The sequence below is a fragment of the Pelagibacterium montanilacus genome (genome assembly GCF_003992665.1).
GTDB lineage: Bacteria > Pseudomonadota > Alphaproteobacteria > Rhizobiales > Devosiaceae > Pelagibacterium > Pelagibacterium montanilacus.
Genome location: NZ_RZMX01000046.1, coordinates 118124 through 131241, shown reverse-complemented (window position 1 = coordinate 131241; position 13118 = coordinate 118124). Strand labels below are relative to the sequence as shown.

Here is a 13118-nt window from a genome sequence, read left to right as displayed (position 1 = left end):
CGGTGATTTGTCAACGTCGGCCATGGCCACGTCTGTGGTCATCAAACCCACGAGTGGGGCAGGGGTGTGGCGCGGGGGCGCAAAAATGACGCACGGCTGGCACCCCTGTGCTCAATTGCCTTGCGGGGCGGGATGTGGTTTAGCTGACACCCGGAAAACCCTGCACCCAGCACATGAGTCGGGCGCGTGCGGCATTTGTCATGCGCACCCGGTCGGTAATGGGGGCCAGAAAATAAAAACGTTCAGGAGAAGTCCAGGTGACAGGATTTTCTTTCCGCCTCCTCGCAGTGCTGGCCGCGTTCATCGCCGCGATCATGCCGTCGGTGGCCTTTGCTCAACTCGGCCAGCCGGCGCCGGGTCAGATCGGATTTCAGGAATCGGTTACTCCGATCATGGACTCTGTCGTCGCGTTCCATGACGGCCTGCTGATGTGGATCATCACGGGCATCGTCCTGCTGGTCCTTGGCCTGTTGATCTGGGTCATCGTGCGCTACAATCACCGCGCCAACCCCGTGCCGAGCAAGGTTACTCACCATACGCTGGTCGAGGTGGTCTGGACGGTCGTCCCCATCCTGATCCTCATCGTCATCGCGATCCCCTCATTCGGCGTGCTCGCCGATCAGGAGACCACGCCGGACGGCGAGCGGGCCTATCTTGGTGCCGCGATCTTCTCGGGCGGTGACGCCCAGGTCCCCGCACCCTCGGTGACCATCAAGGCCACGGGCAACCAGTGGTCCTGGGATTACGAGTACATGGATGATGGCTTCGCCTTCAATTCGCTGATGCTCGACGAAGAAGAGCGCCTGGCATCCAAGCCCGATCATCCCCGCCTTCTGGCCGTGAACAACGAGATCGTCGTGCCGGTCGACACCACCGTGCGCGTGCTCGTGACCGCCAGCGACGTGATCCACTCGTTCGCCGTGCCGTCCTTCGGCATCAAGGCCGACGCGGTGCCTGGCCGGAACAACGAGACATGGTTCCACGCCCGGCGCACGGGCATGTTCTTTGGCCAGTGCTCGGAGCTGTGCGGAATGGACCATGCGTTCATGCCCATCGCGGTGCGGGTGGTCGAACAGGAAGAGTACGACGCCTGGCTCGAGATGGCCTCGGGCGGCGATCTTGCTGCTGCAAATCAGATGTTTGCCGAGGCCGAGCCGGCCGGTGGCGACGCCGACGCAATCTAAAGGGGGGCTGGCAGAAAATGGCTCAGGCTCACGCTGAGAACGATCACGCTTCACACGGTGTTCCCACCGGCTGGAAGCGCTACGTCTATTCGACCAATCACAAGGACATCGGCATCCTTTACCTGATCTTCGCAATCGTCGCGGGGATCATCGGCGGTGCGCTTTCGGGCTTTATGCGCTGGGAACTGGCCGAACCCGGAATCCAGATTTTCCACGGGCTCGCCTCCATGGCCTATGGCGTCGAGGGCGACGCCGCGGTCGATGCCGGCAAGCACATGTACAATGTGTTCACGACCGCCCACGGCCTGATCATGATCTTCTTCATGGTCATGCCGGCCATGATCGGCGGGTTTGCGAACTATTTCGTGCCCCTGATGATCGGCGCGCCGGACATGGCGTTCCCGCGCATGAACAACATCTCGTTCTGGCTGCTGCCGCCGGCCTTCCTCCTGCTGCTGATGTCCATGTTCGTCGAAGGCGCGCCTTCGATGATGGGCGTGGGTGGCGGCTGGACCATCTACCCGCCGTTCTCGACCATCGGTCAGCCCGGTCCTGCCATGGACTATGCGATCCTTGCGCTGCACATTGCCGGTGCGTCATCGATCCTGGGCGCGATCAATTTCATCACCACCATCTTCAACATGCGCGCACCGGGCATGACGCTCTTCAAGATGCCGCTGTTCCCCTGGTCGGTGCTGATCACCGCGTTCCTGCTGCTGCTGAGCCTTCCGGTTCTGGCCGGCGCCATCACCATGCTGCTCACCGACCGCAATTTCGGCACCGCGTTCTTTGATCCGGCCTATGGCGGTGATCCGATCCTGTTCCAGCACCTGTTCTGGTTCTTCGGTCACCCCGAGGTGTACATCCTGATCCTGCCCGGCTTCGGCATCGTCAGCCACATTGTCTCGACCTTCTCGCGCAAGCCCATCTTCGGCTATCTCGGCATGGTCTATGCGATGATCGCCATCGGCGCGGTGGGATTCGTCGTCTGGGCGCACCACATGTACACCACCGGCATATCGCTCAACACCCAGCGCTATTTCGTGGCCGCCACCATGATCATCGCCGTGCCCACGGGCGTGAAGATCTTCTCGTGGATCGCGACCATGTGGGGCGGATCGATCCGGTTCACCACGCCCATGCTCTGGGCGGTCGGGTTCATCTTCCTGTTCACCGTCGGCGGCGTGACCGGTGTGGTCCTTGCCAATGCCGGTGCTGACCGGGCGCTGCACGACACCTATTACGTGGTGGCCCACTTCCACTATGTGCTCTCGCTGGGCGCCGTGTTCGCGATATTTGCGGCCTGGTACTACTGGTTCCCGAAGATGTTCGGCGTCATGTACTCCGAGCTTCTGGGCAAGATCCACTTCTGGATCATGTTCGTGGGCGTGAACCTCGTGTTCTTCCCCCAGCACTTCCTGGGCCTTGCGGGCATGCCGCGCCGGTACATCGACTATCCGGACGCCTACAGCCTGTGGAACCTCGTGTCCTCGATCGGCTACGCCATCACGCTGGTCGCGATGATCGTGTTCTTCTATTCGGTGATCGAAGCCTTCGCCAAGAAGCGCAAGGCTGCCGACAATCCCTGGGGCGAGGGCGCAACGACCCTCGAGTGGACGCTGAGCTCGCCTCCGCCGTTCCACCAGTTCGAAACGCTGCCCCGCTTCAAGTAGGGAGCGACAAGCCAGGTAGCGGGCGGCAGGCCAAGGCCCCGTCCGCTACTCACTGGTCGCTTCAAGAGCTCGGAGATCATTTTTGGTCTATATGGACGGACATGACCGCACGGCCTCGATAGCTGACGAGGCCCGGATCGAAGACTACTTCGCGCTTCTCAAGCCGCGGGTCATGTCTCTGGTCGTGTTCACGGCGTTTGTGGGCCTTATCGTCGCACCCCAGGCCATCCATCCGGTTCTCGGCTTCGTTGCCATCCTGTGCATCGCCATCGGCGCCGGCGCATCGGGTGCGCTCAACATGTGGTACGATTCCGACATCGACGCGGTGATGAGCCGCACCATTAACCGCCCGATTCCCTCCGGTCGCGTCCCGCGCGAGGAGGCCTTCGCCTTCGGGATGACGCTGTCGGCCTTCTCTGTAATCACCCTCGGGCTCGCGACCAATTGGGTCGCCGCCGGGCTCCTCGCGTTCACCATCTTTTTCTACGCCGTGGTCTATACGGTCTGGCTCAAGCGCTCGACGCCCCAGAACATCGTCATCGGCGGCGCGGCCGGCGCCTTCCCCCCGATGATCGGCTGGGCGGCGGTTACCGGCACTGTCTCGATCGATGCGCTGATCCTCTTCATGATCATCTTTCTGTGGACGCCTCCGCACTTCTGGGCTCTGGCGCTCTACAAGAAGGGCGATTACGAGGCAGCGGGCATCCCCATGCTTCCCAATGTCGCGGGCGAGCGAGTGACCCAGAATCAGATCGTCGTCTACACGGTCCTTCTGTGCGCGACCGCGTTCGGCCCGGTTCTCACCGGCCTTGCGGGCATGGTCTATGGCCTTGCCGCCGCCGTCCTGGGTGCTGGTTTCGCGATTCTCGCCGTGCGGCTGCGCATGGCCGAGGGCGTGGAAATGAAGCGCCGGGCCCGCGTCCTTTTCACCTATTCTCTCGGGTACCTGTTCGTGCTTTTCGTTGCGCTGCTGGCCGATAGCGGTCTGGCATTCTGGCTTGGGGCCGCGCAATGAACATGAAGGACGAAAAGGCAATGATCTCGCACGATATCGCCCGCAAGCGGCAGCGCCGCCGTTCGATCGCCATCGGGCTCTCGCTCGCCGCGCTGGTGCTGTTGTTCTACGTCATCACGGTCGTCAAGCTCGGCCCCGCCGTGCTTGTCCGCGCCATATAGGGAGCGAGGCGATGGCCACTATCGATCCCGCGGTCGCCCCCCGGCGCTCCAATCGCAAGATCGTCATATCGGCTGCGGCATTTGCCCTGTTCATGCTGGGCATGTCGTTTGCTGCTGTTCCCCTTTACGACCTCTTCTGCCGGGTGACCGGCTATGGCGGGACCACCCAGATCGCGGGCAGCAATGGAAAGGGCGTGCTCGATCGCGAGATGGCCGTTCGGTTCGATGCCACCATTTCCCCGGGCCTGCCGCTGCGCGTCGTGCCCTCGCGGGTCGAGACCGACCCCATCGGCATGACCCGGACCGTTGTCTACCGCGCGACCAACATGTCCAACCAGCCGATCTCGACCACGGCGAGCTTTAACGTCACGCCGGACGCAACCGGGATCTACTTCAACAAGATCGAGTGCTTCTGCTTTACCGAGCAGACGCTGGCACCGCACGAATCGGTGGAAATGCCGGTGACATATTTCGTCGATCCCGATATTGATCTCGACACCGAACTTCGTACGATCCAGCACATCACGTTGTCGTACACATTCCATCATACCGAACGGGGATAAGCGCAGACATGGCCGCCCACACAAAGAACCATGATTATCACCTGGTCGACCTGAGCCCGTGGCCCTTCGTCGGCTCCGTCGCAGCTTTCGTCATGGCGCTTGGTGCCATTTTCTGGATGCACGGTTCTGCCCCCTGGCTCTTTGCGGCCGGTCTGGTCGGCGTGCTCTACACCATGTTCGCCTGGTGGTCTGACGTGGTCAGCGAAGCGGAAACCGGCCACCACACCCCGGTCGTCCAGCTTCATCACCGCTACGGCATGATCCTGTTCATCGCCTCGGAGATCATGTTCTTCGTGGCGTGGTTCTGGGCCTATTTCGACGCCGCGTTCTACCCCGATGAAATCGTCCAGGAAGCACGCGTCGCCTTCACCGGCGGTGCCTGGCCCCCGGTCGGCGTCGAGGTGTTCGATCCCTGGCACCTGCCGCTCTTCAACACCCTGTTGCTGCTGCTTTCGGGAACCACCGTCACCTGGGCGCACCACGCCATTCTCGAGAACGACCGGGAAGGCCTGAAGTGGGGCCTGATCCTCACGGTGCTGCTTGGCGCGCTGTTCAGCTTCGTGCAGGTCATCGAATACACCCAGGCCCATTTCGACTTCGCCCGCAACATCTACGGCGCGACCTTCTTCATGGCCACGGGCTTCCACGGTTTCCACGTCTTCATCGGCACCGTGTTCCTGTTCGTCTGCCTGATGCGCGTCTATCGCGGTCACTTCACCCCCAACCAGCATCTGGGCTTCGAATTTGCGGCCTGGTACTGGCACTTCGTCGACGTGGTCTGGCTGTTCCTCTTCGCCTCGATCTACGTCTGGGGCTCCTGGGGCGCGACGATCGCCGTCCACTGATCCTAGCCAAGGGTCGCAGGCTGGCTCCCGGCCAGCGTGCGGCATCTCCCCAATGAGCGCTCATCAACGCCCCTCTCCGCTCGTCTCCGGCCTCAAGGGTCGGTGCCCGAACTGCGGAGAGGGGCGTCTGTTTTCCGGCTTCCTCAGCGTGGCCGATCGCTGTGGGGTCTGCGGGCTGGATTTCGACTTCGCCGACAGCGGCGATGGTCCTGCCGTGCTCATCATGTTCCCCGTGGGGCTGGCCGTCGTCCTGCTCTGGCTGATCACCGACGCGCTGTTCGGCTTTTCCTTTCTGGTCCACATCCTGTTGTGGTTCCCCGCGACCCTCATTTTCTCGCTGGCGCTGCTGCGCCCGTTCAAGGGCGCCATGATCAATCTTCAGTTCCACGAGGGCGCCCGCCCCGGCGGCGGTCCCGGCGAGCGGGAAGAGTAACCCATGGCCCCCGATCAGCGCACACAGAGGCCCGGTTTCGGCACCGCGGGGCAGTGGGCCTTCGTCATTCTGATGGGGCTGCTGACCGCGCTCTTTGTCTATCTCGGGCTCTGGCAGGTCTCCCGGCTCGGCGAAAAGCAGGCCGAGATCGCCACGGCAGAGGCCCGCATCAACGAGCCGGCGCGAGCCCTTCCGGCCAGCGATCAATGGGCCAGCCTCGATCCCGCGCAATGGGACTACTACCCGGTCGAGGTGACGGGTCGGTTCGACCACGACCAGACCGTCGTCATCTTCGGCAACCTAACCGACGCCAACGGCCCGTTCTCGGGCATCGGCTACTGGATCATGGCGCCGCTGCAGACCGGCGATGGCGGGGTGGTCTGGGTTAATCGCGGCTTCGTGCCCCAGGATATCGTTGGCCAGTACGAGGATGGAGGGCCCGGCGCATCCGGCGACCCCATCACGCTCGAGGCCATCGCCCGCCGTCCCGAGCGCTCCGGCCCGTTCACGCCCGAGGCCGATATCGCCGGGCGCCGTGAATGGATCCGGAACCCCGAGCGTCTGGCACTGTTCCTTGCGGACGCCGACCGCCCGGTTCTGCCCGTCACCCTCGATGCCATTGCCTCGGGCCCCGACGGGCTCCCCCAGGGCGGGGAGACCGAGCTGCGGTTCTCAAACAGGCACCTGGAATATGCGGGCACCTGGTTCGCCTTCGCGCTGATCACGCCGGTCATGCTGGTGTTCTGGCTTGCAAGGCAAAGACGCCGGGACGGGCGGGTTGCCCGGGGTCAGGCCGACGATTAGGGTGCGGCCAACAACGGCGGGAAGGTATCGTCATAAATGCGCTACGTGAGTACCCGGGGCCAGGCCCCAGTCTTGGGCTTTTGCGATGCCGTGCTTGCAGGGCTGGCCCGTGACGGCGGGCTGTATGTCCCCGAAACCTGGCCGCAGTTCACCGCCGGGGAGATCGCGGGCTTCGCCAATCGTCCCTATGCGGACGTCGCCTTCGAGGTGATGAGCCGCTTTACCGGCGAGGAGATCGCCCCTGACGCCTTGAGGGCCATGGTCGATGGGGCCTATGGCACGTTCGGCCACCCTGCCGTCGCGCCCCTCGTCCAGATCGCGCCGGGCCATTTCGTGCTCGAGCTCTGGCACGGGCCCACTCTCGCCTTCAAGGACGTGGCCATGCAGTTCCTGGCGCGCGCCATGGATCACATTCTGGGCCAGCGCGGGCAGCGCGCCACCATCGTGGGCGCCACCTCGGGCGATACCGGCTCGGCGGCCATCGAAGCGTTCCGCGGGCGCGAGAACACCGACATCTTCATCCTGCACCCCCAAGGCCGGACCTCCGCCATCCAGCGCCTGCAGATGACCACCGTGCCCGATGCCAACGTCCACAACATCGCGATCAAGGGCACGTTCGATGATTGCCAGGCCATCGTCAAAGCCCTGTTCGCCAATCACGGCTTCGCCGATTCGGTGCGGCTCTCGGGGGTCAATTCGATCAACTGGGGCCGGATCGTTGCCCAGATCGTCTATTACTTCACCGCCGCCGTGGCGCTCGGCGCCCCGCACCGGCCTGTCTCGTTCAGCGTGCCCACCGGCAATTTCGGAGACATCTTCGCGGGCTATTGCGCCAGGCGCATGGGCCTGCCCATCGAGCGGCTGATCGTGGCCACCAACGCCAACGATATCCTGCGCCGCGCCATCGACACCGGCCGCTATGACCGCCAGGGCGTCACCGAAACCGCCAGCCCGTCGATGGACATTGAGATCTCGTCCAATTTCGAGAGGCTTATTTTCGAGGTTTTGGGCCGGGACGGAGTCCAGACGGCCCAGCTCATGGCCTCGCTCGCCCAGTCGGGAGGTTTCGAGATTCCCGCCGCCGCCCTCGCGGAAATTCGCGCAGGCTTTGACGCGGGAACGACAAACGAGGCGGAAACCGCACACACCATCGATCGGGTCCACCGCGCCTGCGGTTACCTTCTCGACCCCCACACCGCAGTGGGCGTCGCCGTGGCCGAGGCGCACCTGTCCGCGACGACCCCGCTCGTTACGCTCGCCACCGCCCATCCGGCCAAGTTTCCCGTCGCCGTCGAGGCGGCCTCGGGCCTGCATCCCGCGCTGCCCGAGCGGCTTTCGGACCTCGAAAGCCGCCCCGAACGCTTCACGGTGCTGGCAAACGAGACAAAAGTGGTGGAAGACTTCATAGCCGAACACGCACGCACTCGGGAGGAGTAGCCCTTGCCTGTACGCACGACCACGCTGGATAACGGCATGACGGTCATCACCGATTCCATGCCGCATCTGGAGAGCGCGGCACTGGGAGTCTGGGTCAAGTCCGGATCGCGCAGCGAACGCATAGACCAGCACGGCATCTCCCATCTGCTCGAGCACATGGCCTTCAAGGGCACGGCCACCCGGTCTGCACGGGAGATCGCGGAAACCATCGAGGCGGTCGGCGGCGATATCAACGCGGCGACCTCGATCGAACACACCGGCTATTTCGCCCGCGTCCTCAAGGACGATGTGGGGCTGGCCGCGGGCATCCTCGCCGACATTCTCCAGCACTCGGTGTTCGAGGACAACGAACTGGCCCGCGAACAGCGCGTCATCTGCCAGGAAATCGGCGCGTCCCACGACAACCCCGACGATCGGGTTTTCGATCTTTTCCAGGAAGCCGCCTTTCCCGACCAGCCGCTCGGCCGCACCATTCTGGGCACCGAAGACTCGGTGCGCGGGTTCGATGCGCGCTCGGTCCGCGACTATATGGGCGCCCATTACGTGGGCGACCAGATGGTGCTCTCGGCCGCGGGCAATGTCGATCATGACGAACTCGTCGATCTGGCCGCCGAACAGTTCCAGGCCATCAAGGCCACAGGCGCGCCCCAGTTCGAGCGCGCCCGCTACAGCGGCGGGGATCACCGCGAATCCTCGGAACACGAGCAGGCGCACATCGTCCTGGGCCTCGAAGGCCGGGCGTATAATTCGGACGGCTTTTACGCGGTCCAGATCCTCTCCTCGATCCTCGGCGGCGGCATGAGCTCGCGGCTCTTCCAGGAAGTGCGCGAGCGGCGGGGGCTGTGCTACGCGGTCTATGCCTTCCACTGGGCCTTTGCCGACAGCGGCATTTTCGGCGTCGCCGCCGCTACGGGCGGCGAGGACGTGCCCGAACTGGTGCCGGTCATTCTCGACGAGCTGCACAAGGCGGCCAATGACATCACCGACGACGAGGTCCTGCGCGTGCGGGCCCAGATCAGGGCGGGGCTTCTGATGTCGCTGGAAAGCCCGTCCTCGCGCGCCGGCCAGCTTGCCCGCCAGCACATTTTGTGGGGGCGTCCCATACCGCTCCAGGAAACCGTCGACCGCATCAACAAGATCGACGCGGGCCGTGTGCGGCATGTGGCCGGGCAGATATTCGAGGGCGGACGTCCTTCGCTGGCCAGCATCGGCCCGGTTCATCACATGCCCGACTATGACAGGGTCGCCGATGGGTTCAAATAGGACCTTGCGCCGGGATTTCCGATGCTCTCTCTGACGGCGATCCGCCAGCCCCCGCCGAGCGTGCAGGGAGACGGGCTCGTTCTGCGTTGCCCCGAGCGGCGCGATTACCATCAATGGCGCGATCTGCGGCTGCGCAGCCGCGCCTTTCTCGAACCCTACGAGCCCCGCTGGGCTGAAGGGGAGCTGACCCAGCGCCGCTTTGCCGAGCGGGTCCGCCGCAACAGGAACGATGCCGCCAGCGGGGTGGAGTTCCCGTTCTTCATCTTCTCCCCGCGCGATCATGGCGGCAGGCTGGTTGGCGGGCTCACCCTGTCCAATATCCGCCGCCGATCCGCCCAGACGACGACGCTGGGGTACTGGATGGGTGTGGATTATGCCGGCAAAGGCATCATGAAGCGGGCGGTTGCCCTGATCTTGCCTTTTGTCTTCGACACTTTGCACCTCCACCGCGTGGAAGCGGCCTGCCTTCCCGACAATGCGGCCTCGCGTCGGGTCCTTCTCAGCAATGGTTTCATGGAGATCGGCCTTGCCCAGTATTACCTCAGGATCGACGGGGCATGGCGCGATCACGTTCTTTTCGGACTCACCCTCGAGCATTACAACGGCTTTGCCGGCTAGAGCGTTTCCAGGAAAAGTGGGAACACTTTTTCGGTCCGGAAACGCGACAAATCAAGGACTTGGAGCTCCGGTTCTGATTCAATCAGAACGGGATATGCTCAAAAGCGCGTCGACACAGGAAATGCTCTGAAAGCACATCACGCTAGGTTGCCAAAGCGTGCCGGGGCCCGCTAACTCTGGGCCCGATTTATTTGGATATTGCTATGCCCATCGCTGCCTTGCGCATCTCGTTTCTGGTTTGGCTCACCATCGCCTCGCTCTGTGCTGTCACGGGCCGGGCGCAGGCCTTCGAGGTGATCTCCGTTCCCGATGGGATCAATGCCCTAAACCTGCGGGCAGCGGTCGATATCCTGCCCGGCGAGGAGGGCAGCGTGCAATTGAGCACCGCCCCGGGCGAAGACGGGGTCATTCGGCGGATCGAGGTGATCGCCGTCCGGCCCGAGGCCAATCCCCAATGGGCGGCCTTCGCCTTGCGCAACGACAGCGATGTACAGCTCGAGCGGCTGCTGGTCGCTCCGTTCTTTCGCCTGCCCGGCTCGGGCGTCTTCCGTCCGGACCTCGGCTCTGGGCGCATCACCGCCCTCACGCCCAGCCAGGGCCTGCGGCCCGAGCGCGTGCCGGACCGGGAGGCGGACGTCTACGAAATCATCCTGGACCCCGGCGCCACCGTCACGCTCGTGGCCGAGCTCACCTCCGGCACGCTGCCCGAGCTTTACCTGTGGGAGCCCGACGCCTATCGCGATTACGTCAACTCCTTCACCCTTTTCCGGGGGACTGTGCTGGGCATTTCGAGCCTTGCGGCGATCTTTCTGACCATCATGTTCGTGGTCAAGGGCAGGGGCGTGTTCCCCGCCACCGCAGCCCTCGCCTGGGCGGTCCTTGCCTATCTGCTGATCGATTTCGGGCTTCTGGCCCAGTTGCTGGGCGCCGGCAGCGTGGGCATGCAGCCCTTCCGCGCCGCGGCGGAGGCCGGGCTCGCCATCGCGCTCTTCGGGTTCTTGTTCATCTATCTCAACCTGCACCGATGGCATGTGCGGTTCACCCATCTGGCGATGGCGCTGTCCGCCATTTTCATTGCGCTGCTGATCTATGCGTTCATCGACCCCTCCACCGCCGCGGGCATCGCGCGCACTTCCCTAGCGCTGATCGCGGCTATGGGCCTGTTCCTGATCGCCCTGCTCTCGATCCGCGGCTACGACCGGGCCGTCCTGCTGGTCCCCACATGGGTTATCTTCATCGCCTGGGTGGTCTATGCGGCCATGGTGGCGACCGGGCAGGTCTCCAACGACATCGCGCAATCGGCGGTCGCGGGTGGCCTCGTCTTGATCGTCATGCTGCTCGGCTTCACCGCCGTCCAGCACGCCTTTGCCGACGGGCAGGTGTCCATCGGTTCGCTTTCGGAAGTCGAGCGCCGGGCCCTGGCGGTGACCGGGAGCGGCGATTTCGTCTTCGACTGGAACATCGACCGCGACCGGGTGAACATCTCCGACGAACTCGCCATCAGGCTGGGCGAACGCAAGGGCGCGCTGCGGGGCGCCATCAAGCGCTGGCTGGACCGCGTGCACCCCGAAGACCGGGACCGCTTCCGCACCGCGCTCGATACGCTGGTCGAGCTCAAGCGCGGCAAGGTCAATTCCGATATCAGGCTTGCCGGCTTCGATGGCAGCTACAGAACCTTCCGCATGCGCGTAAAACCCGTACTGGGCAGCGACAATCAGGTCAATCGCATCGTGGGCACCCTCCAGGACGTGACCGACGAACGGGCCGCGCGTGATCGCCTGCTTCACGATGCCGTCCACGACAGCCTCACCGGCCTGCCCAACAAGCAGCTCTTTCTCGATCGGCTCGACCGGGCGCTGCTGCGGGCGCGGGAATTCGATGAAACCAAGCCTGCCGTCTTCCTCATCGACATCGATCGGTTCACCGATATCGACGAGCGCATCGGGCATATGGCCGCGGACTCGGTCCTGCTCGGCATCTCGCGCCGGATCACCCGCCTTTTACGCCCGCACGATACCCTGGCGCGGATCGGCGGCGACCAGTTCGCCGTCATTCTCCTGAGCGAACAGGCCGCCGGCAAGATTGCCGAAGTTGCCGAGCAGATGCGCAAGGCGCTCCGGGCGCCCTTCAATTTCGGAGACCGGGACCTGACCCTCACAGCTTCGATCGGGGTCACGATCTACGACAATCGCCCCGTCGAGGCCGGCGACGTGCTCCGGGATGCCGAACTGGCCATGCATTACGCCAAGCGCCATGGCGGAGACCGCATCGAGGCCTTCCGCGCGGCGACGCGCTCGATAGCCATGTACACCCAGGCCATGGAAGCCGATCTCGAAGCCGCGCTCGAACGCCGCGAGCTTCAGCTTCTCTACCAGCCGATCGTGGACATCCAGGGCGGCAGGATCATCGGTGCCGAGGCGTTGATGCGCTGGACCCACGCCGAACGCGGGGTCATCAGTCCGTCCACATTCATTCCCCTCGCCGAGCGCACGGGCCTGATCGAAACCCTCGGGCGCTTCGCGTTCGAGCAGGCGGCAGACCAGACCCGCGAATGGCTCCGGCTTCTCAAACTGCCTGAAAAATTCTTCGTGTCGGTCAATCTCTCGGCCGTTCAACTGAGCAGCGAAAGCTTGCTCAACGACATGCGGGCGCTGTTTGAAGACCATCGCGAGATCGCGCCGCACCTCAAGCTCGAGGTCACCGAAAGCCAGGTGATGGCCAATCCTGAACATGCCGTCTATATGCTCGAGGCCTTCAAGGCTCTGGGTATCGGCCTGGCCATCGACGATTTCGGCACCGGCTTTTCCTCGCTCTCCTACCTGCACCGGTTCCCCTTCGACACCATCAAGCTCGCCGCCAATTTCGTCACGATGCGCGAGGGCGCCGCAGGCTCGCACACCCAGGCACCCATCATCAGCTCGGTGGTGGCGCTGGCGCATGATCTGGACATGGCGCTGATCGGGGAGGGTGTCGAGACCCGGGCGGACGTCGAACGGCTCAAGGAGCTCAACTGCCGCTTCGCCCAGGGCTTTGCCTTCGGGCCTCCGGTCTCGGCGGCCGAATTCCGGCACCGGATCACCAACCAGACCCAGGTCCAGTACTGAAGTCCCGAGCGCCCCGGC

Annotated in this window: 12 protein-coding genes; all 12 read left to right on the top strand. The window is 64.0% G+C overall.

Annotated features, from left to right (window positions below):
* The first annotated feature begins 257 nt into the window (after positions 1-257).
* The 12 genes from coxB to EO136_RS12675 all read left to right on the top strand — a co-directional run bounded on the left by coxB (position 258) and on the right by EO136_RS12675 (position 13100).
* Positions 258-1184: a cytochrome c oxidase subunit II gene (coxB, locus tag EO136_RS12725; RefSeq protein ID WP_246018365.1), complete on the top strand. Its 927-nt coding sequence runs from the start codon at positions 258-260 to the stop codon at positions 1182-1184.
* Positions 1185-1201: 17 nt separating this feature from the next.
* On the top strand, positions 1202-2857 hold the full coding sequence (gene ctaD, locus EO136_RS12720; protein WP_127144776.1) for a cytochrome c oxidase subunit I: 1656 nt from the start codon (positions 1202-1204) through the stop codon (positions 2855-2857).
* Between the two features lie 82 nt (positions 2858-2939).
* The gene (locus EO136_RS12715) at positions 2940-3872 is read left to right on the top strand and encodes a heme o synthase (protein ID WP_425466616.1); all 933 of its coding nucleotides are present in this window, start codon (positions 2940-2942) and stop codon (positions 3870-3872) included.
* 20 nt (positions 3873-3892) lie between these two features.
* A complete protein-coding gene (locus EO136_RS18605) occupies positions 3893-4033 on the top strand; it encodes a hypothetical protein (RefSeq protein WP_164730571.1) in 141 nt (46 codons plus the stop codon).
* 11 nt (positions 4034-4044) lie between these two features.
* Positions 4045-4596, top strand: coding sequence for a cytochrome c oxidase assembly protein (locus EO136_RS12710; RefSeq protein WP_127144775.1), 552 nt, complete (start codon positions 4045-4047; stop codon positions 4594-4596).
* Between the two features lie 8 nt (positions 4597-4604).
* On the top strand, positions 4605-5441 hold the full coding sequence (locus EO136_RS12705; RefSeq protein WP_127144774.1) for a cytochrome c oxidase subunit 3: 837 nt from the start codon (positions 4605-4607) through the stop codon (positions 5439-5441).
* 52 nt (positions 5442-5493) lie between these two features.
* On the top strand, positions 5494-5874 hold the full coding sequence (locus EO136_RS12700) for a DUF983 domain-containing protein (RefSeq protein WP_127144773.1): 381 nt from the start codon (positions 5494-5496) through the stop codon (positions 5872-5874).
* A gap of 3 nt (positions 5875-5877) precedes the next feature.
* Positions 5878-6678 (top strand): SURF1 family protein, encoded by an 801-nt coding sequence (locus tag EO136_RS12695; RefSeq protein WP_127144772.1) that lies wholly within the window; start codon positions 5878-5880, stop codon positions 6676-6678.
* Positions 6679-6714: 36 nt separating this feature from the next.
* Positions 6715-8115, top strand: a complete 1401-nt coding sequence (gene thrC / locus EO136_RS12690) for a threonine synthase (RefSeq protein ID WP_127144771.1) — start codon at positions 6715-6717, stop codon at positions 8113-8115.
* 3 nt (positions 8116-8118) lie between these two features.
* Entirely contained in the window at positions 8119-9378 is a 1260-nt protein-coding gene (locus EO136_RS12685) for a M16 family metallopeptidase (RefSeq protein ID WP_127144770.1), read from the top strand.
* A gap of 21 nt (positions 9379-9399) precedes the next feature.
* Positions 9400-9996 (top strand): GNAT family N-acetyltransferase, encoded by a 597-nt coding sequence (locus EO136_RS12680; protein WP_127144769.1) that lies wholly within the window; start codon positions 9400-9402, stop codon positions 9994-9996.
* 203 nt (positions 9997-10199) lie between these two features.
* Positions 10200-13100 carry a sensor domain-containing phosphodiesterase gene (locus tag EO136_RS12675; RefSeq protein ID WP_127144768.1) on the top strand — a complete coding sequence of 967 codons (2901 nt, stop codon included), beginning with the start codon at positions 10200-10202 and terminating at the stop codon, positions 13098-13100.
* Positions 13101-13118 lie beyond the last annotated feature (18 nt).

Bases quoted from the DNA above. Each gene is read 5' to 3' on its own strand.
- ctaD (WP_127144776.1), top strand. From the start codon at position 1,202: ATGGCTCAGGCTCACGCTGAGAACGATCACGCTTCACACGGTGTTCCC.
- EO136_RS18605 (WP_164730571.1), top strand. From the start codon at position 3,893: ATGATCTCGCACGATATCGCCCGCAAGCGGCAGCGCCGCCGTTCGATC.
- EO136_RS12710 (WP_127144775.1), top strand. From the start codon at position 4,045: ATGGCCACTATCGATCCCGCGGTCGCCCCCCGGCGCTCCAATCGCAAG.
- EO136_RS12705 (WP_127144774.1), top strand. From the start codon at position 4,605: ATGGCCGCCCACACAAAGAACCATGATTATCACCTGGTCGACCTGAGC.
- EO136_RS12700 (WP_127144773.1), top strand. From the start codon at position 5,494: ATGAGCGCTCATCAACGCCCCTCTCCGCTCGTCTCCGGCCTCAAGGGT.
- EO136_RS12695 (WP_127144772.1), top strand. From the start codon at position 5,878: ATGGCCCCCGATCAGCGCACACAGAGGCCCGGTTTCGGCACCGCGGGG.
- thrC (WP_127144771.1), top strand. From the start codon at position 6,715: ATGCGCTACGTGAGTACCCGGGGCCAGGCCCCAGTCTTGGGCTTTTGC.
- EO136_RS12680 (WP_127144769.1), top strand. From the start codon at position 9,400: ATGCTCTCTCTGACGGCGATCCGCCAGCCCCCGCCGAGCGTGCAGGGA.
- EO136_RS12675 (WP_127144768.1), top strand. From the start codon at position 10,200: ATGCCCATCGCTGCCTTGCGCATCTCGTTTCTGGTTTGGCTCACCATC.